The 19,366-nt window shown below is 60.3% G+C and carries 17 protein-coding genes; 7 read left to right on the forward strand and 10 right to left on the reverse strand.

Annotated elements, in window-relative coordinates:
- Window positions 1–53 precede the first annotated feature (53 nt).
- Window positions 54–362 (forward strand): DUF3572 domain-containing protein, encoded by a 309-nt coding sequence (locus BJ928_RS00265; RefSeq protein ID WP_047627034.1) that lies wholly within the window; start codon window positions 54–56, stop codon window positions 360–362.
- 2 nt (window positions 363–364) lie between these two features.
- Complete coding sequence (locus tag BJ928_RS00270; RefSeq protein ID WP_047627035.1) at window positions 365–1,012, forward strand: hypothetical protein; 648 nt, start codon at window positions 365–367, stop codon at window positions 1,010–1,012.
- Window positions 1,013–1,029: 17 nt separating this feature from the next.
- Here the strand turns inward: BJ928_RS00270 and BJ928_RS00275 are convergent, their stop codons facing one another.
- On the reverse strand, window positions 1,030–1,608 hold the full coding sequence (locus BJ928_RS00275) for a hypothetical protein (RefSeq protein WP_047627036.1): 579 nt from the start codon (window positions 1,606–1,608) through the stop codon (window positions 1,030–1,032).
- Between the two features lie 82 nt (window positions 1,609–1,690).
- On the opposite strand from BJ928_RS00275, the gene BJ928_RS00280 reads away from it, so the two are divergent.
- The 3 genes from BJ928_RS00280 to BJ928_RS00290 all read left to right on the forward strand — a co-directional run bounded on the left by BJ928_RS00280 (window position 1,691) and on the right by BJ928_RS00290 (window position 5,677).
- The gene (locus BJ928_RS00280) at window positions 1,691–2,980 is read left to right on the forward strand and encodes a DNA polymerase IV (RefSeq protein WP_047628693.1); all 1,290 of its coding nucleotides are present in this window, start codon (window positions 1,691–1,693) and stop codon (window positions 2,978–2,980) included.
- A 191-nt stretch (window positions 2,981–3,171) separates the two neighbouring features.
- Window positions 3,172–4,212, forward strand: a complete 1,041-nt coding sequence (locus BJ928_RS00285; RefSeq protein ID WP_047627037.1) for a GH25 family lysozyme — start codon at window positions 3,172–3,174, stop codon at window positions 4,210–4,212.
- A 193-nt stretch (window positions 4,213–4,405) separates the two neighbouring features.
- Complete coding sequence (locus BJ928_RS00290) at window positions 4,406–5,677, forward strand: L,D-transpeptidase family protein (protein ID WP_047627038.1); 1,272 nt, start codon at window positions 4,406–4,408, stop codon at window positions 5,675–5,677.
- On the opposite strand, the gene dnaE is transcribed toward BJ928_RS00290, so the two are convergent.
- Window positions 5,674–9,168, reverse strand: a complete 3,495-nt coding sequence (dnaE, locus tag BJ928_RS00295) for a DNA polymerase III subunit alpha (RefSeq protein WP_047627039.1) — start codon at window positions 9,166–9,168, stop codon at window positions 5,674–5,676. The genes BJ928_RS00290 and dnaE overlap by 4 nt on opposite strands.
- Before the next feature lie 356 nt (window positions 9,169–9,524).
- Between dnaE and BJ928_RS00300 the strand changes: the two genes are divergently transcribed.
- Together BJ928_RS00300 and BJ928_RS00305 are read left to right on the forward strand one after the other, a co-directional pair.
- Window positions 9,525–10,118 (forward strand): hypothetical protein, encoded by a 594-nt coding sequence (locus BJ928_RS00300; protein ID WP_047627040.1) that lies wholly within the window; start codon window positions 9,525–9,527, stop codon window positions 10,116–10,118.
- Window positions 10,119–10,197: 79 nt separating this feature from the next.
- Window positions 10,198–10,665 (forward strand): DUF5680 domain-containing protein, encoded by a 468-nt coding sequence (locus tag BJ928_RS00305; protein ID WP_047627041.1) that lies wholly within the window; start codon window positions 10,198–10,200, stop codon window positions 10,663–10,665.
- A gap of 7 nt (window positions 10,666–10,672) precedes the next feature.
- On the opposite strand, the gene BJ928_RS00310 is transcribed toward BJ928_RS00305, so the two are convergent.
- The 8 genes from BJ928_RS00310 to nuoN form a co-directional block, all read right to left on the reverse strand.
- Window positions 10,673–11,356 (reverse strand): ABC transporter ATP-binding protein, encoded by a 684-nt coding sequence (locus BJ928_RS00310; RefSeq protein WP_047627042.1) that lies wholly within the window; start codon window positions 11,354–11,356, stop codon window positions 10,673–10,675.
- A 14-nt stretch (window positions 11,357–11,370) separates the two neighbouring features.
- Window positions 11,371–12,681, reverse strand: a complete 1,311-nt coding sequence (locus BJ928_RS00315; protein WP_047627043.1) for a lipoprotein-releasing ABC transporter permease subunit — start codon at window positions 12,679–12,681, stop codon at window positions 11,371–11,373.
- A 26-nt stretch (window positions 12,682–12,707) separates the two neighbouring features.
- A complete protein-coding gene (gene proS, locus BJ928_RS00320) occupies window positions 12,708–14,030 on the reverse strand; it encodes a proline--tRNA ligase (RefSeq protein WP_047627044.1) in 1,323 nt (440 codons plus the stop codon).
- Window positions 14,031–14,655: 625 nt separating this feature from the next.
- Window positions 14,656–14,931, reverse strand: a complete 276-nt coding sequence (locus BJ928_RS00325) for a DUF1467 family protein (RefSeq protein ID WP_047627045.1) — start codon at window positions 14,929–14,931, stop codon at window positions 14,656–14,658.
- 98 nt (window positions 14,932–15,029) lie between these two features.
- The gene (gene mce / locus BJ928_RS00330) at window positions 15,030–15,434 is read right to left on the reverse strand and encodes a methylmalonyl-CoA epimerase (protein WP_047627046.1); all 405 of its coding nucleotides are present in this window, start codon (window positions 15,432–15,434) and stop codon (window positions 15,030–15,032) included.
- A gap of 31 nt (window positions 15,435–15,465) precedes the next feature.
- A complete protein-coding gene (locus BJ928_RS00335) occupies window positions 15,466–17,139 on the reverse strand; it encodes a ribonuclease J (protein WP_047628694.1) in 1,674 nt (557 codons plus the stop codon).
- A 14-nt stretch (window positions 17,140–17,153) separates the two neighbouring features.
- On the reverse strand, window positions 17,154–17,906 hold the full coding sequence (locus BJ928_RS00340; protein ID WP_245432207.1) for a biotin--[acetyl-CoA-carboxylase] ligase: 753 nt from the start codon (window positions 17,904–17,906) through the stop codon (window positions 17,154–17,156).
- Between the two features lie 11 nt (window positions 17,907–17,917).
- The gene (nuoN, locus tag BJ928_RS00345; RefSeq protein ID WP_047627048.1) at window positions 17,918–19,360 is read right to left on the reverse strand and encodes an NADH-quinone oxidoreductase subunit NuoN; all 1,443 of its coding nucleotides are present in this window, start codon (window positions 19,358–19,360) and stop codon (window positions 17,918–17,920) included.
- Window positions 19,361–19,366 lie beyond the last annotated feature (6 nt).

The following is a 19,366-nucleotide window of genomic DNA, read 5'->3' on the forward strand; positions in this document are numbered from 1 at the left end:
TGAATCGCAAACTACCGGCATTTGGTTGAAAAATAGGTAACTCACCCTTCAAAATGCAAAGTAACTTCAAGAACCCGAAGAAGAGTGCGGCCGACCCGCAAGAGACAGCCATTGCCGTACTCGGCTGGCTGGCCAACGAACCGGATATGTTCGGCCGCTTCTTGGCGCTGACTGGCGTCGAACCCGCGCAGGTGCGCAACGCCATCAACGATCCCGCCTTTCTCGCAGGCATGCTCGATTTCCTGATGGCCCACGAACCGACATTGCTGGCCTTTTGCGCGGCCAGCAACATTCCGCCGGAGACTGTCGCCGCCGCATCGGCGCATTTCTCGCCGCCCGGCCTCGCCTCTGGAGAATATTGACCATGGATGCCCCGCTCGAATTCGACGTCTCGCATATCCGGCTGCAGGAGCGGCCGCTGATCGTCTGCGATGTCGACGACGTCGTCTTGCATTTCTTTGCGCCTTTCCTGACTTTCATCGACGCAGAAGGCCATGAATTCCTGCCGCGCTCCTTCCGGCTGACGGGTAACATCGTCTCCAAGGCCAACGGATCGGCGCTGGAAGAAAAGGATGTCCACCGGCTGATCGAGGCCTTCTTCGAGGCGCAGGAGCAGTGGCAGACGCCTCTCGATCGCGTCGTCGATACACTCGGCGAATTCTCGAAAGATGCCGATATCGTCTTCCTGACGGCCATGCCGCCGCAATTCTGGGAACAGAGACGGCGGCTTCTCGATAGGCTCGAGCTTGCCTACCCGCTGCTGGCGTCGCTGCAGCCGAAGGGGCCGATCGTTCGTTCGCTCCACAGGCAGCGCGCGATGCCGGTCGCCTTCGTCGACGACATGGCCCATAATCTGCATTCGGTCAGCGAGCATGTTCCGGAATGCCTCCTCATCAATCTGAAGCCTGATTCCATCGTTCACCGCATGGCGCCGGCAGCGACCGCGGGTATCCCCGAGGCCAATGAATGGAGCCAGGCAGCGCCGTTGATCCAGGCCCATATCGGGCGCTGACGTCGCCCAGCCCGCCTTCAAAGGACGAGGCGCATCAAAGGCCTGCCATCCTTGCGCCTCGCCACTTCCGAAAATCCGGCCGCCTCGAATATGCGCTGCGAGCCAACATAGAGGCCAACGGATTTCGATTGCTTCGTCCGCTCGATCGGACAGCCCTCCAAAAGCCGGGCACCCGAGGCGCGGGCGAAATTCACGGCCTCCGACAGCATGCGGTGGCTGTACCCCTTGCCGCGATCCCTGGAATTCATGAAGAAACAGCTGACCGCCCAAACAGAACTGTCTTCCGCATCGGCCGGATCGAGCGGGCGCGATACGGTTTTCGGCGAATTCCACTGCGGCAGTTCGGTGCGCGGGCCAACTTGCACCCAGGCGACCGGCTGGCCATCCATGTAACCCAGAAGGCCGGGCGGCGGCCCGGCAGCAATGCGTTCTTTGATGAATTTCTTCTTAGCCGCCGCACCCATCGTCTTGCGCGTTGAGGTCGGGACACGGAAGTAGGTGCACCAGCAACCATAACAGGCGCCGCTCGGCCCGAACAGCGTTTCGAAATCGCCCCATCGATCCGGCGTCAATGGCTGCACACTTAAATTCTGCACTCCCGCCTCCCCGACAGTTTCTGGCTTGAGACTCGCGAGCTTAGAACATAAAGTGACGATGTTCAATTTTTGTTCTCATTCGATGACCCATGCGCCCGACAAGATCTCCGGCTTCTGTCGCGATTGCTTGAGCGAGCAATCGGCGACGCGAACGCGTTGCCGGAGTTGCGGCAGCCCCCGCCTCGTCTACCACCGGGAGCTTTACGCGCTGACCTTGGCGCATATCGATTGCGACGCCTTCTATGCCTCGATCGAGAAACGTGACAACCCGGAACTCGCCGACAAGCCGCTCATCGTCGGCGGTGGCAAGCGCGGTGTGGTCTCCACCGCCTGCTACATCGCCCGCATCCATGGCGTGCGATCCGCCATGCCGATGTTCAAGGCGCTGGAAGCCTGTCCGCAGGCGGTCGTCATTCATCCGAACATGGAGAAATACGTCCGCGTCGGCCGCGAGGTCCGCGCCATGATGCAGGAGCTGACGCCGCTGGTGCAGCCGCTTTCGATCGACGAAGCCTTTCTCGAGCTCGACGGCACGCAGCGGCTCCATCACGATCCGCCGGCCCGAATCCTCGCCAAGTTTGCCAAGCGGGTGGAGCAGGAAATAGGCATCACCATCTCGGTCGGCCTTTCCTACTGCAAATTCCTCGCCAAAGTGGCCTCGGATCTGCAGAAGCCGCGCGGCTTCTCCGTGATCGGCCGCCAAGAGGCTCTCTCCTTCCTCGAGCCACGATCGGTCACGACCATCTGGGGGGTCGGCAAGGCCTTTGCCGCAACACTCGAAAGCGATGGCATCCGCACCATCGGCCAGCTGCAGACCATGGAGGAAGGCGATCTCATGCGCCGCTATGGCATCATCGGACAGCGGCTTTTCCGCCTCTCGCGCGGCATCGATGACCGGACCGTGCATCTGAATGATGCGGCAAAGAGCGTGTCTTCAGAAACGACCTTCTTCGAAGATATCTGGCGCCATGAGGATCTCGTGCCGATCCTGCGCGATCTCTCCGAGAAGGTTTCCCGGCGCCTGAAGCGCAGCGGCATTGCCGGCCAGACCGTGGTGCTGAAGCTGAAAACCTCGGACTTCAAGATCCGCACGCGCAACCGCCGTCTGGAGGACCCGACCCAGCTCGCGGATCGGATCTTCCGTACCGGTCTGCGGTTGCTCGAACCTGAAACGGATGGCACGAAGTTTCGGCTCATCGGCATCGGCGTCACCGATCTTGGCGATGCCGGGCGTGCCGATCCGCCCGATCTGATCGACGTGCAGGCGACGCGGCGTGCCGCCGCCGAAGCGGCCATGGACAAGCTGCGAGAAAAATTCGGCACCAAAACAGTCGAGACCGGTTACACATTCGGCGATAAACGCAATAAATAACAACAGCTTATAAATATGTCATCGACAGGTGACTTCCGGGTGCGCCGCGGATAACCGCGTCCTGCGCGCGATTCTTTCGCGCGAGAAAGCTCGGATTCAAACTTTTTTGGTAAATTTCCATTAGGACTTGGATTCTGTAACTTCCGGGCGGCGTGAATTCGTCGTCGATTGTGTTTTGCGTACGGGTTCCTATGCGTCTATCGGCTGTATCGACCATTTTTCTTGCGTGTCTGACGATCTCAGGCTGCGCTGCCCGAGGCGAGCGCGAAGCCGCGCAAGCCGCTCCGCCTTCGAAAGAACTGACCAGTTCCATCGCCAAGACCAGCAGGCCCATGCCGTCGGTCGAAATCGGCGAAACGGTTTCGCGCGTCGAGCGGCAACAGGCTCTGGCGGTGGCGATGCCGACGAACCTCCGTCCGGAAGGGCTCATGCCCTCCGACCAGAGTGACGGTGACACGCCCGTCCCGCTTCAGCGGCCGCTCGCCATGCTCGCGCCGTCAAACCCGGTGCCTCGCTCCCTGCGACAGCAGCCGATGCAGATCTATAGCCATCGTTTCCGCGACGCAAAGCCGATCAACTTCGGCACGTCCACCTCGCCGCGGAAGCTTGCCGTCCATGGCGTCGACGTCTCGCGCTGGCAGGGCGAGATCGACTGGGACACGCTGCGCACCCAGGGTGCGAACTTCGTGTATATCAAGGCGACGGATGGCGGCGATCATCTCGACCCCATGTTCAAGAAGAACTGGCGAGCTGCGCAGCAGGCCGGCCTGAAGCACGGCGCCTATCATTTCTTCTATTGGTGCCGGACCGCCGGAGAGCAGGCCGACTGGTTCATCCGCAACGTGCCGAGGGAAGCAGGAGCGCTGCCGCCCGTCATCGACGTCGAATGGAACGGCGAATCGAGCTGCAAGCGGCGCCCCTCGCGCGAGCAGGTGCTCGCCAAGATGCAGGTGTTCATGGACAAGCTGGAAAAGCACTACGGCCAGCGTCCGATCATCTACACCGCGCCGGATTTCTACCGCGACAATCTGAGCGGCGAATTGCTCAACTATCCCTTCTGGCTGCGCTCCGTCGCCGCGCATCCGTCCAAGGTCTATCCCGGCCGCAAGTGGCTATTCTGGCAGTATTCCGGCTCCGGCGTCTCCCATGGCGTCGACGGCAGGATCGATCTCAATGCCTTCCATGGCAGCGAACAGGACTGGCACAACTGGGTAGCCTCCAGCATCCGCTGATCCCTCAAGGGCCTAGATTTCAGCCATCGCCGAAGCAGAGTTTGACCGCTCCGCCTCGGCGATTCTGTATTCGGCCATAACAAAACAGGCTCGCACTCTGGTGAGCACGGCAAGGCGACGCCTTTCGGCAAGTCTTCCTTAAACTTCAAAGTCTAACCTTGGGTGCAACGAGTATTGCGTTTTGGTTGTGTCTATGAAGCCATTTTTGTTGCTGGGGCTTGGGCTGTTGTCGGCCACCGCCCTTTCTCACCCTGCCTTTGCCGCGCAGGATGCCCGTACCCTGCAGATCGTGGTGTCGAAGGACAGGCAATCGCTTGCGGTCTATGACGGCGACAAGGTGATCGCGACCTCGAAGGTTTCGACCGGCAAGCGCGGCCATACGACGCCGAGCGGCATCTTTTCCATCCTGGAAAAGAAGGTCTATCACGAGTCCAATCTCTATTCGGCAGCGCCCATGCCTTTCATGCAAAGGCTGACATGGTCAGGGATCGCGCTGCATGAATCCAACTCGGTTCCGAATTATCCGGCGTCCCACGGCTGCGTGCGCATGCCGAAGGCCTTTGCCAAGATGCTTTACCAGATGACCGAACGCGGCGTGCATGTGGTGATCGCCAATCAGCCACTGGTGCCGCAACCCGTTGAAAATGCAACGCTGTTCCAGCCCCTGGTAGCGCCGCCGCCCGCACTCTTTTCCGGCATCGAACTTCGGCCGATGACCGCAAGCTTCCTGCCGCAGGCACAGCCCCTGCAAGTCGCGACCAACGATGTGACCTCGATCCAGATACCGAAGGCGCAGGAGATCTTTGCGCCGCCACCCGATCCCGCACCGCTCAGCATTCTCATTACCCGGCGCGGCCTGCGTGAAAATGTCCGCGACCTCCAGGGCATCCTGAACGGCATGGGCTTCATCACCGGAACCCCCGACGGCATGCTCGGGCCAGCGACAGTGCAGGCGATCGAGGACTTCAAGAAGGCTCATGACATCAACACGACGGGCGGCCTCGTCAGCCCCGCGTTGATGAAAGCCGTCTACGCCGCCGCCGGCAAGGGCGAACCGCCGAACGGTGCGATCATGGTCCGACAGAACTTCAAACCGCTCTTCGAGGGCCCGGCCATCATCGCCGAGCCGCAGGAGGCGCTCGGCGTGCATTTCTTCACCGCCAACGCGATCGACCGCATCAGCGGCAAGGCCGACTGGTTCGGCATGACGCTGGAGGAAGATCTGAGCAAGCAGGCAAAGAAGCGGTACGGCATTACCAGCGAGGAGCAGTCGCAGTCCTTCGATGCCGCCGGACAGGCGCTCAGCCGCATCACCATTCCCGACGATGTCCGCCATCGCATCGAGGATATACTGACAGCCGGCTCGTCGCTGACGATTTCCGACACCGGCATCGGGCCGGAAACCGGCAACGAGACCGATTTCATCACCATCACCAACAATGGCGCGTTGGGCAAGAAGGGCTAAACCAACTCGACGTCGATCACGCCCGGCGCCGTGCGCAACGCGGCGGCGATCTCCGGCGTGATGCGGTATTTCTCCGGCAACGCCACCTCGACCTCGCGCATTCCTTCCTCCTTGATGACGATGAAGGAGACGAGGCCGTCGCCCTTGGCGTTCAAATGCGCGGCAACGGCCTTCAACGGGCCGGAATCGCGGACATAGACGCGCAGCGCCTTCTGCATCTGCAGCGATTTTTCCTCCAGCGACTGTGCCGTCTGCAGGCGCAGGCTGATGCCTTCCGGACGCTCATCCGCCTGCGCCGTGATGACGAAGGATTTACCGACTTCGAGAACGTCGCGGTACTGGTTGAGCGTTTCCGAGAAGAGCACGGCCTCGAACTGGCCCGAGGCATCGGAGAAGACGAAGATGCCCATCTTGTTGCCGGTGCGGGTCTTGCGCTCCTGCTTGGAGATGACGGTGCCGGCCAGGCGGCCGTTGCTGGCGCCCTGCTTCACCGCGGCCGAGAAATCGGCGAAGGGCTGTACGCGCATCTTGTCGAGCACGCTCTTATAGGTATCGAGCGGATGCGCCGTCAGATAGAAGCCGAGCACCTGGAACTCGCGCAATAGTCGCTCCGAGGCGAGCCATGGCGTGTAGGACGGGAACACGATCTTTTCCGGGCCTGAGGCGGCACTTCCGAACATGTCGTGCTGGCCACTGCGCTTGTTTTCCTGCGCCACCTGGGCATAGCCCATGATCCGATCGAGACCGGCGATCAGCTGTGCGCGATCGATCTCGAAGCAATCGAAGGCGCCCGCGCAGATCAGGCTTTCCAGAACGCGGCGGTTGATCTGCTTGGGGTCGATGCGCAGGCAGAAATCCTCGATACCGGCAAAGGGCTGGTCGCCGCGCACCTCGACGATATGGTCCACAGCGGATTCGCCGACGCCCTTGATCGCCGCCAGCGCGTAATAGATGCGATTGTCGCCTGTCTCGAAATGGCGGAACGAGCTCTGCACCGAAGGCGCGATGACCTCGATGCCCAACCGCTTGGCATCCTGGCGGAAGTCATTGACCTTTTCGGTGTTGGACATGTCGAGCGTCATTGACGCCGCCAGGAACTCCACCGGATAATGCGCCTTCATATAGGCGGTCTGGTAGGAAACGATGGCGTAGGCGGCGGCGTGCGACTTGTTGAAGCCGTAGTTCGCGAACTTCGCCAGCAGATCGAAGATGACGTCGGCCTGTCCCTTCGAAACCTCGTTCTTGATGGCGCCGTCGACGAAGCGCTCGCGCTGCTGGTCCATCTCAGCCTTGATCTTCTTACCCATGGCGCGGCGCAGAAGATCGGCCTCGCCGAGCGAATAGCCCGAAAGCACCTGGGCGACCTGCATCACCTGCTCCTGGTAGACGATAACGCCCTGGGTCTCCTTCAGCAGATAATCGATCTTCGGATGGATCGATTCGATCTCTTCCTCGCCATGCTTGCGGGCATTGTAGACCGGGATATTCTCCATCGGGCCAGGGCGATAGAGCGCCACGAGCGCGATGATGTCCTCGATGCAGTCCGGCCGCATGCCGATCAGCGCCTTGCGCATGCCGGCACTTTCCACCTGGAACACGCCGACCGTTTCGCCGCGGGAGAGCATGTCGTAGCTTGGCTTGTCGTCGAGCGGTATGCCGGCGAGGTCGATGGTGAGGCCGCGCTTGGCGACGAAATCGACGGCGGTCTTCAGGACGGTCAGCGTCTTCAGTCCGAGGAAGTCGAACTTGACGAGGCCGGCCTGCTCGACCCATTTCATGTTGAACTGGGTGACGGGCATGTCGGAGCGCGGATCGCGATACATCGGCACGAGCTTCGACAGCGGGCGGTCACCGATGACGATACCGGCGGCGTGCGTCGAGGCGTGGCGATAAAGGCCCTCGATCTTCTGGGCGATATCGAGAAGGCGGGCGACGACCGGCTCCTTGTCCGCTTCCTCCTGGAGACGCGGCTCCTCCTCGATCGCCTTGCTGAGCGGCGTCGGATTGGCGGGATTGTTCGGCACCAGCTTGCAGATCTTGTCGACCTGGCCATAGGGCATTTCCAGCACGCGGCCGACGTCGCGAAGTGCTGCGCGCGCCTGCAGCGAACCGAAGGTGATGATCTGCGCCACCTGCTCGCGGCCGTACTTGCCCTGCACGTAGCGGATCACCTCTTCACGCCGGTCCTGGCAGAAGTCGATATCGAAGTCCGGCATCGAGACGCGTTCCGGATTGAGGAAGCGCTCGAACAGCAGCGAGAAGCGCAGCGGATCGACGTCGGTGATCGTCAGCGCGTAGGCCACCAGCGAGCCCGCACCGGAACCACGACCGGGGCCGACGGGGATATCGTGGCGCTTGGCCCATTTGATGAAGTCGGCAACGATCAGGAAGTAGCCGGGGAACTTCATGCGCTCGATGACGCTCAGCTCGAACTCCAGCCGGTCGCGATATTCCTTCTCCTCGTAGCCCGGCGCCATGCCGAGCAAGGCGAGGCGCTCATCGAGGCCTTCGACTGCCTGGGCGCGCAGCTCTGCCGCCTCGGCGCGCTCGGCCTCCTCCACATCGTCGGTCGCGCCGGTGAAGCGCGGCAGGATCGACTTGCGGGTATTGAGAGTGAAGGCGCAGCGCCGGGCGATCTCGACCGTATTCTCGAGCGCCTCTGGCAGATTGGCGAACAGCTTCGCCATGTCGGCGCGGCTCTTCAGATAGTGATCCGGCGTCAGGCGGAAACGCGTATCGTCGGAGACGATGGCATTGTGCGCGACCGCCATCAGCGCGTCATGCGCATCATAATCATCGCGCGTCGGGAAAAAGGCCTCGTTGGTGGCAACAAGCGGGATCTCGTGCTCGTAAGCCATCGCGATCATCTTCTGCTCATGACGACGATCATAGGTACCATGGCGCTGCAATTCGACATAAAGCCTGTCGCCGAACTGGCGCTTCAGCGTCAGCAGCCGGGAGAGTGCTTGCGCGGCATGCCCTTCCTTAAGGGCCATGTCGACAGGGCCGGTGAGTGATCCGGTAAGCGCGATCAAACCCTCCGTGCCGGCTTCATCCAGCCATGACGACGCGATATGAACGGCGTTGTTGCCCTCGCCACCGAGATAGGCGCGGCTGACGAGATCCACGAGCCGTTCGTAGCCCCGTTCGGAGGCGGCAAGCAGCACGATGGACGGCAGCTTTGCCAACGCCTGTTGTGGCCCGCGCTTCTCGCCCTCGCCGCCATCCTCCATGTCGATCGAAACCTGGCAGCCGATGATCGGCTGCAGTCCCTCATCCATCGCCTTCTGCGAGAATTCGAGGGCAACGAAGAGATTGTTGGTATCGGTAATGGCGACAGCCGGCTGACTGTCGCCGACAGCCTTGGCCAATATCTTCTTGAGCGGCAATGCGCCCTCTAGCAGGGAATAGGCGGAATGAACCCTGAGGTGCACGAATTCCGGCATTTCGCCGACCGGCGCTGCCGCGCCGCTGCCACCTAAGTCCGCCATCTCATACCCTTCCGCATGCCTCAATGAATCGGCAGCATTTTCGGCATTACGAACTGCAAAGTCCATAAGTTGCCCCCATCAAATATGGGAACAGCATGTGCAAACGGGGGATAAAACTTACATCGCCATCATGATGAGGGAAAAGCTGGCAACGAACATCACGATGGAGGTGAATGCTGCAACGTCTCGAATGATATCGGTCATTTACGCGCTCCTTACTCGTTATGTTTCTTTTTTGTTCCATTTTTGTTCGAGAGTCAATAGAAGCATCAATAAATTTCATCACCCGGTTTTTCGGCCCTCGGATGGACGCTGGAACGGCCCGACGCTATTGAGATGCGAACAGGGAGATCACGATGAAAACACTTGCCTGCGCTCTCATTCTTCTTTCAGCTGCAACCGCCGCTCATGCCGAGGACGCGGTCGCGTCCGGCCGCATCATCGATGCCGCCATCGGCGACTGGAACAAGGACGGCAAGCCGGATCTCGCGCTTCTGGTAGCGCCCGCCCCGGGCGATGACGCCGACAATCCCATCGGCGTCTACATCTATCTGCGCGACGACGAACATTCCCTGCTGAAGCTGGCCGTCAGCGCTCCGCATAAGATATGGGGCAGTGTCGAGCCCGGCGGTGTCGTCGGCCAGGAGCCGTCAATCTCGGCGCTGCCGAACGGTTCGATCGCGATCACCTCGCAGAATGACAGCATCGGTCGCGATCGCTGGGAGCAGACGTTGACGCTTGCCTATCGCAACAACAATTTCGTGGTGGCCGGCTACACCTATGAGTCCCGCGATACGCTCGAACCGGAGAGCAGTCATAGCTGCGACTACAACGTGCTGACCGGCAAGGTGACGAAGGACGGCAAGACGTTGAAGGCGGATGCCAGAACCGTCAGCATCCAGGATTGGCAGGACGATATCGGCCAGAAAGCCTGCGGAAACGACCAGTAACCACGAATGTTCTCTTTTTGTTCTTTACAAAAACTCCGCTCGATGACATCATGACTGCTCACCAAAACTGGAGAGGGTCATGCCGGATCTTGCCGAGCTGAACGATTTCATTGTCATCGCCAAGGCGGAGACCTATGTCGGCGACGGCGAGAGGCTACCGTCCTGTCGCAGCGGTTCTCATGACATTGGCTATGCGAGCGGCCGCTGGCGCTATCTCGACAGCTATTTCGGCGGCACGGATTTCGCCGGCCAGGAACTTGTCTGGTGCGACGGCGAGCCGGTATGGGCCATGAATTATTTTGGCCATATTATCGAGCCCGATCTGATCGACGGAACGCGCGCCGGCATCGTCATCAAGGCGGCGCTGCTGCGCCTCTATCAGGATGAACGACGCTTTCTCGGCGGCTTCGAGCTCGAACATTCATTCGGCCGCTATGTCGACCAAAGCACGGGAGCCTGCGACCATTTCACCGGCCATGAGGCCATCATGGTGAAAGGGCGCAAGGCCTACGAACTGGATTATCGCGGCGGTCTGATCGTTCCCTAACAGACAATCAAACTTCGACGACCTGGCCTTCGCTCAACGTGACGCGGCGATCCATGCGGGCGGCAAGCTCATGATTGTGCGTGGCGATCAGTGCCGCAAGACCTGACTGACGCACCAGGGCTTCCAGCGCATCGAAGACGTAGTGAGCCGTATCCGGATCGAGGTTGCCGGTGGGTTCGTCGGCGAGCAGCACGAGAGGCGCATTGGCGACGGCGCGGGCAATCGCGACACGCTGCTGTTCGCCGCCGGACAACTCGGCCGGGCGATGGTCGCCACGATGGCCGATGCGCATATAGTCGAGGAGCTGGGCTGCACGCGCGCTTGCGTCCTTGCGCGAAAGGCCGGAAATGAGCTGCGGCATCATGATGTTCTCGAGCGCCGAGAACTCCGGCAGCAGATGGTGGAACTGATAGACGAAGCCGATCTCGCTGCGGCGCACCGCCGTCCGCTTGTCGTCGGACAGGGCTTCACAGGCTTGACCGTTGACGAGGACTTCACCGCCATCGGGATGCTCGAGCAGTCCCGCGACATGCAGAAGCGTCGACTTGCCCGTGCCCGATGGAGCGACAAGCGCGACCATCTCGCCGCTTCGCAGGGTGAAATCGGCGCCCTTCAGGATCGACAGGCGCGTCTCTCCCTGCCCGTAATGACGCTCCACGCCAGAGAGCTGGAGAACGACGTTGCGTTTCATCAAATGCGGTTTCCTTATTCGTAGCGCAGCGCCTGCACCGGATCGAGCCGCGAGGCACGCCAGGCCGGAAATATGGTCGCAAGGAAGGACAGCGTGAGCGCCATCACGATGACGGAGACGGTTTCGCTGACATTCATCTGGGCCGGCAATTTGCTGAGGAAGTAGACCTCCGGATTGAAGATCACCGTGCCCGAGATCCACGAGAAGAACTGGCGGATCGATTCGATATTCAGGCAGACCACAACCCCGAGGATCACGCCTGCAAGCGTGCCGACGACACCGATCGCCGCGCCCGTCATGAAGAAGATGCGCATGATCGCGCCCGAGGTCGCACCCATGGTGCGAAGGATGGCGATATCGCTACCCTTGTCCTTCACCAGCATGATCAGGCCCGAAATGATATTGAGCGCGGCGACGAGGACGATCAGCGTCAGGATCATGAACATCGTGTTGCGCTCGACCTGCAGAGCCGAGAAGAAGGTGGCGTTGACCTGCCGCCAATCGGTCAGGAAGATCTGCCGCCCGGCCGCCTCCTCGATCTTCGGCCTGAGTTCGTCGACATCATCCGGATTGGTGATGAAAAGCTCTATCTTCTCAACGATGCCCTGGACGTTGAAAAAGAGCTGCGCTTCCTCGAGCGGCATGAAGACGACGGAGGAATCATATTCCGACATGCCGACCTGAAAGAGGCCCGATATCGTATAGGCCTTGACGCGCGGATTGACGCCGAAAGGCGTGACGTCGCCATCGGGTGCAGTGAGTGTAATCTGGTCGCCGACGGTCAGGCCCAGTTGCTGCGCCAGACGGCTACCGACCAGCACGCCCTGCCCCGATGCGAAGCCGACCATGTCGCCGGAAATGATATGATCGGAAACAGATTTGAGCTTGGTCAGATCTTCCGCGCGGATGCCGCGCACCAAAGCACCGGTGCCGGAGCCGCCGCGGCCGGAGGCGAGCGTTTCGCCCTCGACCAACGGCAAAGCCATGGTCACGCCGGGCACTGCGGAAAATTTCTTCGCCAGCTCGGCATAATCGTTCAGCGGCGAATCGATCGGCTGCACGACGACATGGCCGTTGAAGCCGAGGATCTGCTTGAAGAGCTCGGCCCGGAAGCCGTTCATGACCGCCATAACGATGATGAGGGCCGCGACACCGAGCATGATGCCGATCAGTGAGAAACCGGCGATGACCGAGATCGAGGCTTCCTTGCGCCGGGAGCGGAGATAGCGCCAAGCGACAAGCCGCTCGAATCCGGAAAAAGGACGAGACGATGGGCCGGCCTTGAACGAATTTTCCTGCTGTTCCACTGCCGCGCTCACCGCCATTCGCCTTCCATCCTATCTATCGTCAATCAGCCCGCCAGCCGGTTGATTGCAGCCTCGACCGTCATCGTCTCGCGAGCGCCGGTCTTTCGATCCTTCACTTCCACCTCGCCGCCCGCGATCGAACGCGGACCGACGATGATCTGGACGGGAACGCCGATCAGATCGGCCGTCGCGAACTTCGTTCCGGCCCGCTCGTCGCGGTCGTCGTACAGCACGTCCTTGCCAGCCTTCGAGAGCGCGGCATAAACCGCCTCGCAAGCCTCGTCGCACGCCTGATCGCCGGCTTTCATATTGATCACCACGACGTCAAACGGCGCGACCGAAGCCGGCCAGATGATTCCGTTCTCGTCATGCGATGCTTCGATGATGGCGGGAACAAGGCGTGTCGGGCCGATACCGTAAGATCCCATGTGGACAGCGTGTTCCTTGCCGTCCGGACCCTGCACCTTAGCGCCCATCGGCTCGGAATATTTCGTGCCGAAGTAGAAGATGTGACCGACCTCGATGCCGCGTGCGGACAGGCGTTCGCCCTCGGGGATGGCGTTGAAGGCGGCTTCGTCATGCATTTCCGACGTCGCGGCGTAGACCGAAGTCCACTTGTCGAAGATAGCCTTCAAGCCGGCGACATCATCGAAATTCGTGTCTTCGCCGGGGATGCCGAAGTTGACGAAATCCTTGTGGCAGAAAACTTCCGACTCGCCGGTATCGGCAAGAATGATGAACTCGTGGCTGAGATTGCCGCCGATCGGGCCGGTATCGGCGCGCATGGGGATCGCTCTCAGACCGAGACGGTTGAAGGTGCGCAGATAGGCGGCAAACATCTTGTTGTAAGAATGAACAGCGCCTTCCTGCGTCAGATCGAAGGAATAGGCATCCTTCATCATGAATTCGCGCGAGCGCATCGTGCCGAAGCGCGGGCGGATCTCGTCGCGGAACTTCAACTGAATATGATAGAGGTTCAGCGGCAAGTCCTTGTAGGACTTGACGGAAGAGCGGAAGATATCGGTGACCATCTCCTCATTGGTCGGACCATAGAGCATCGGCCGGTCCTGCCGGTCCTTGATGCGCAGCATCTCCTTGCCATAGGCGTCATAGCGGCCGCTTTCCTGCCAGAGTTCGGCCGACTGTAGCGTCGGCATCGACAGCTCGATGGCGCCGGCGCGGTTCTGCTCTTCGCGGATGATCGCGTTGACCTTGTCGAGCACGCGCTTGCCCAGTGGCAGCCATGAATAGATGCCTTGCGACTGCTGCCGGATCATGCCGGTGCGCAGCATGAGCCGATGGGAAACGATTTCAGCCTCTTTAGGATTTTCCTTCAGAATGGGCATGAAGTAACGAGACAGACGCATGACGCTTGTTCCAGATGGTTTGACCTTCCGCTCCTGGCGGAATCGTTAGCAAATTATGTACTGGAGGCAGTTCATAACTGCTTCGGCGCAGGAAGGAAACCCGCATTCTTCAACAGAAGAATTTGACAAAAGCCCGAGAATACAAGGGATAGAGCCCATTTTCGATGTTTCGAAAAAGCGCACGTTTATAAGGATTTACGACGAAAATCCGTCGACAGAAAAATTCTGCGCGACTGTAGCAAAAAAGCAAAAAAAAGGATGACAAAGCTCAATCTTTGAGCTAATTTTAGCTCACAAAAGAGGCAGGAAGGCTAATTCTTGCTGTTTCGCGGTCAAGTCTTGGGAGGATCAGATCTTAGGCGCGCTCGCTCGCTGCCCCGGTAACGGATAAGGATCACGCGATACTTTAAAACAAGGCTTATAGCCTTGTTTTTTTTTGCTTTCTCAGCCCCACTTCAATCAATCGTCTTCCGGCTCGCATTGAACACTTGGTTCATGCATCTGCCGAAATAATATACACAAGCTGTAAATTATTTGCTCCAGCCTCATGACAGGCGTGTGACGAATTGATGGCGATTGCAAGGCGCGCAGTCTTCCCGCGCCTTCACTCCACTATTTCCAAGGATCACTTGTAGTTCGGAACGATCTGGGGAATGGAATCTATGCTCAGCCCGAAATAACGCGAAGCGACATACCAGGCTCCATAGATCAGAGCCGACACCAGCGTTGTCACAAGAACCACCCGCCAGCCACGAAATTTCGTCGGCGCGCTTTCGACAGTGCCAAGGATCACATGCTCATCTTCGGCCTGGGTTCTGAGCCCAAACGGCAGCACGGCAAAAAGCGTAATCCACCAGATGACGAAATAAACGGCGAAACCGGCGGCGATCTGCTGTGCCATTATGCTCCCTTCGAGACGACTTCATCGCCTCTTCCTCTTCCAAGCTGCTTATAGGGGCAAAGCAGTCCGCTTTCAAAGCACCAATCAGCGTTTTAATGTCACACTTGCTCAAGCTCAATGAGCGTGCCGAAGAAATCCTTCGGGTGCAGGAAGAGCACCGGCTTGCCATGCGCACCGATCTTCGGCTCGCCATTGCCAAGAACACGAGCACCCTTGGCGACGAGCTGATCGCGCGCCGCGAGGATGTCCGCAACCTCGTAGCAGATGTGGTGCATGCCGCCATCCGGGTTCTTGGTGAGGAAGGAGGCAATGGGCGAGCTTTCACCGAGCGGTTCAAGCAGCTCGACCTTGGTATTCGGTAGCTCGACGAAAACGACGGTGACGCCGTGCTCCGGCAATGCCTGCTGGGCGGATACCGTGGCGCCGAGCGTCTCGCGATAGGTTCTGGAAGCCATGGCAATATCGGGAACGGCGATGGCGATATGATTGATGCGTCCCAACACGGCTCTCTCCTCCCCAATCCGACTGTCGAACTCAGCCGCCTGTACGGGTTACGAAGACCGTAACGAGAGGCTTCTTGCCCCAACCCTGGTTGGCGGCAGCGCGCACCGCACGGCGAACGGCCTCCTGCAGCATATTGAGATCCTTACGACGAGCGCGCGGAATGCTCTCGATGGCGCTGACGATGGCATCGAAGAGCGTGTCTTCCATCTCCTCGCCTTCATCATCATAGGCTGGCAGGCCGATCGGCACGAGATCGGGATCGCCGACGATGTCGTAGCGAGCATCGAGGACCACGTTGACGGCGACGTGGCCGACATAGGAGAGCTTCTTGCGCTCGCCGATGCCCATCTCGTCGAAGTCGCCGATCAGAATGCCGTCCTTGAAGATGCGGCCATGCGGCGCTTCGCCGATCACTTCGACCGGACCCGGCGCGAGGCGCAAGATATCGCCGTTGCGTACGCGCGGCACGGTGGAAATGCCGCTCTGTTCGGCCAGCTCCTTATGGGCGGTCAGGTGCGTCGCCTCCCCATGCACGGGCACGACGGCCTTCGGGCGCGTCCACTCATACATCTTCTGCAGCTCGTTGCGCCTGGGGTGACCGGAGACATGCACCAGCGCTTCCGCGTCGGTGACGACATGCACACCCTGTTCGATCAAGCCGTTCTTGATGTCCTGGATCGCCTTCTCGTTGCCGGGGATGGCGCGCGAGGAGAAGACGACAATATCGCCCGATGCCAATGCGACATGGCGCATTTCGTCGCGGGCGAGCTTGGCAAGCGCCGCACGCGGCTCGCCCTGGCTGCCGGTCAGGATGACCACGACCTTGTCGCGCGGAATATAGCCATATTCATCTTCGGCGATGAAAGGTTTGATGCCTTCCATGAGGCCGATATCGCGGGCGACATCGACCACGCGCTTGAGCGAGCTGCCGAGCAGCAGTATTTCGCGACCGGCCGCTTCGGCGGCCTCGGCAATGGTGCGGATGCGGCCGACATTCGACGAAAAGGTGGTGATCGCCACCCTGCCCTCGGCATCCTCGATGATCTTGCGCAGGCTTTCGGAGACATCCTTTTCCGAAGGCGAGACGCCATCGCGCAGCGCATTGGTGGAATCGCACATCAACGCCAGCACGCCTTCTTCACCGAGCTGGCGGAAGCGGGTCTCGTCGGTCAGCGGACCGAGCGACGGCTCGTGATCGATCTTCCAGTCGCCGGTATGGACGACATTGCCGAGCGGCGTGCGGATCATCAGCGACATCGGCTCGGGGATCGAATGGTTGACGGCGACGCCCTCGATCTCGAAGGGGCCGACATTGATGCGATCGCCGGCCTTGAACAGCGTAACCGGGATTTCGCCCATCGACTTCTCATAATCGCGCTTGGCCTCGAGAAGGCCAGCGGTGAAGGCGGAAGCGTAGATCGGGACATTGAGACCCGGCCAGAGATCGTTCAGCGCGCCGTAGTGATCTTCATGGGCATGGGTGATGATGATGCCCTTGAGGTTCTTGCGCTCCTTGGCGAGGAAACGGATGTCAGGCAAGACAAGATCGACGCCGGGCAGATCCGGTCCCGGGAAGGTGACGCCGCAGTCGACCATGATCCACTGGCGCTGCTCCGCCGGACCATATCCGTAGAGCGCGAGATTCATGCCGATTTCGCCGACGCCGCCGAGAGGCAGAAACACCAGTTCATCTTGCTTCGCCATGTGGTCCCTACCCATTACCTAAAGAAAACGTCGCCCGCCGCGATCGGCATGATCCTGCCGTCCTCGGTCTCGAGCATCAACAAGCCATTATCATCGATTCCGGAGAAATGGCCCAAAATCGAGCGATCCGGCAGGTTCACCGTGATCTTTTCGCCGATGCCGCAAGCAAATTCGCGCCAACGCGCGGTGATCTCCCGAATGCCTTTGCCACGATTCCAGACATCGAGCGCGTCGGACATGGCCGCATAGAGGTGAGCAAACAGCTCGTCCGGGGAGACCATCGAGCCCTGCTGCCTGAGGCAGGTGACGGGGTACATCGGATTATCAGGCATGACAGCAATGTTGATGCCGATGCCGATGACGAGCGCATACCGGCCATCGGGCAAAGCCTCGCCTTCGATCAGGATGCCGCAGGTCTTCTTGCGGCCGATCAGGATATCGTTCGGCCATTTGATCTCGGCCGGCTCGGCTGCAAGCGGCAACACCCCGCGAACGGCCCGATGAACGGCGACCGCGACCGCAAGCGGTAACGAACCGAGACGGTCCATGGGAGCGGGATCGATCAGAAGGAGAGATGCGTAGAGATTGCCAGCTTCCGACACCCAGGGGCGTCCACGGCGACCACGTCCGCCTGTCTGGCGCTCTGCGGTCACCCAAAGGTTTCCCGGATCGCCGACGCGCGCGCGCTCAAGACACACGCTGTTCGTGGACGAGGTTTCCTGGAGGGCATCATGCCGGAAGTCGGCGAGCGACTTCCGGCTGTTCATGTCAGACGTCATCAAAACAGCGTCGCAGCAGCGAGATCGGCAGCACCGCCGATTGCGCCGCCGAAGAAGACATAGGCGATGACGAACAGGCCGGAAAGACCGAAGACGAGGCGCAGCGAGCCAGCCGTGCGCGCGAATTCGTCCTTGGCTTCATCGAACCACATTACCTTGATGACGCGCAGATAGTAGTAAGCGCCGACGACGGAAGCCAGGACGCCGATAATGGCGAGCGCATAGAGATGCGCCTGGATGGCCGCGACGAAGACGAAATACTTTCCGAAGAAGCCTGCGAGCGGCGGGATGCCGGCCAGCGAGAACATCAGCGCTGTCAGCACGACCGCCATGAAGGGGTTGGTCGTGGAAAGGCCGGCGAGATCCTCGATGCTTTCGACTTGGCGGCCGTCCTTGCGGCGCATCGCCATGATGATGGCAAAGGTGCCTAGCGTCATGACCATGTAGATGACCATGTAGAGCATGACGCCGGAAACGCCGGTCTTGGTGCCTGCGGCAAGACCCACCAACGCATAACCCATGTGACCGATCGACGAGTAAGCCATCAGTCGCTTGAAGTTGCGTTGGCCGATGGCGGCGAAGGAGCCGAGCACCATCGATGCGATCGAGATGAACACGATGATCTGCTGCCAGTCGGCGAGCACCGGATGGAAGGCCGTGACCACGATACGTGTCAGGATCGCCATGGCGGCAACCTTCGGGGCGGCAGCGAAGAAGGCGGTGACCGGCGTCGGAGCGCCTTCGTAAACGTCCGGCGTCCACATGTGGAACGGCACGGCGGAGATCTTGAAGGCCAAACCGGCGAGAACGAAGACCAGGCCAAAGACGAGGCCGAGCGAACGGGTCTCGGCGCTGAGAGCCGTGGCGATGGCGTCGAAGGTCGTATGGCCGGTGAAGCCGTAGACCAGCGACATGCCGTAAAGCAGCATACCCGACGACAGCGCGCCGAGTACGAAATACTTCAGGCCGGCTTCGGTCGACTTCAGGCTGTCGCGGTTGATAGCAGCGACGACGTAGAGGGCCAGCGACTGCAGTTCCAGCGACAGGTAGAGCGAGATCAGGTCGTGCGCCGAGATCATCAGCAGGATGCCGAGGGTCGCGAGCACGAGGAGAACCGGGAACTCGAAGCGATCGAGCTGTTGTTCGCGCGCCTGGCCCATGCTGAGGAACATGGCGACGATCGAGCCGATCAGCGCGACGATCTTCATGAAGCGGGAGAAGCCGTCGGCGAGATAGGCGCCGCCATAGGCAAGGCCCTCGCCCGGAACGAAGATGATCCAGAGACCTGCCACCGCAAGAAGCGCGATGGCAAGACCGGTGACCGTTGGCCCCGACCGTTCGCCCGAGAAGACGCCGATCATGAGCAACGCAAGCGCACCGACCGCGAGGATGAGCTCCGGAATGGAAAGATGCAGGCTTGCAAGAATTGTGTCAGCAGTCATGTCGAA

Source organism: Rhizobium sp. WW_1 (assembly GCF_003610155.1).
In the GTDB taxonomy this organism is placed as follows: Bacteria; Pseudomonadota; Alphaproteobacteria; order Rhizobiales; family Rhizobiaceae; genus Rhizobium; species Rhizobium tropici_A.

Excerpts from the sequence above, each read along its gene's own strand:
- BJ928_RS00265 (WP_047627034.1), top strand. The coding sequence starts at position 54 with ATGCAAAGTAACTTCAAGAACCCGAAGAAGAGTGCGGCCGACCCGCAA.
- BJ928_RS00270 (WP_047627035.1), top strand. The coding sequence starts at position 365 with ATGGATGCCCCGCTCGAATTCGACGTCTCGCATATCCGGCTGCAGGAG.
- BJ928_RS00280 (WP_047628693.1), top strand. The coding sequence starts at position 1,691 with ATGACCCATGCGCCCGACAAGATCTCCGGCTTCTGTCGCGATTGCTTG.
- BJ928_RS00285 (WP_047627037.1), top strand. The coding sequence starts at position 3,172 with ATGCGTCTATCGGCTGTATCGACCATTTTTCTTGCGTGTCTGACGATC.
- BJ928_RS00290 (WP_047627038.1), top strand. The coding sequence starts at position 4,406 with ATGAAGCCATTTTTGTTGCTGGGGCTTGGGCTGTTGTCGGCCACCGCC.
- dnaE (WP_047627039.1), bottom strand. The coding sequence starts at position 9,168 with ATGGCGGACTTAGGTGGCAGCGGCGCGGCAGCGCCGGTCGGCGAAATG.
- BJ928_RS00300 (WP_047627040.1), top strand. The coding sequence starts at position 9,525 with ATGAAAACACTTGCCTGCGCTCTCATTCTTCTTTCAGCTGCAACCGCC.
- BJ928_RS00305 (WP_047627041.1), top strand. The coding sequence starts at position 10,198 with ATGCCGGATCTTGCCGAGCTGAACGATTTCATTGTCATCGCCAAGGCG.
- BJ928_RS00310 (WP_047627042.1), bottom strand. The coding sequence starts at position 11,356 with ATGAAACGCAACGTCGTTCTCCAGCTCTCTGGCGTGGAGCGTCATTAC.
- BJ928_RS00315 (WP_047627043.1), bottom strand. The coding sequence starts at position 12,681 with ATGGCGGTGAGCGCGGCAGTGGAACAGCAGGAAAATTCGTTCAAGGCC.
- proS (WP_047627044.1), bottom strand. The coding sequence starts at position 14,030 with ATGCGTCTGTCTCGTTACTTCATGCCCATTCTGAAGGAAAATCCTAAA.
- BJ928_RS00325 (WP_047627045.1), bottom strand. The coding sequence starts at position 14,931 with ATGGCACAGCAGATCGCCGCCGGTTTCGCCGTTTATTTCGTCATCTGG.
- BJ928_RS00335 (WP_047628694.1), bottom strand. The coding sequence starts at position 17,139 with ATGGCGAAGCAAGATGAACTGGTGTTTCTGCCTCTCGGCGGCGTCGGC.
- BJ928_RS00340 (WP_245432207.1), bottom strand. The coding sequence starts at position 17,906 with ATGAACAGCCGGAAGTCGCTCGCCGACTTCCGGCATGATGCCCTCCAG.
- nuoN (WP_047627048.1), bottom strand. The coding sequence starts at position 19,360 with ATGACTGCTGACACAATTCTTGCAAGCCTGCATCTTTCCATTCCGGAG.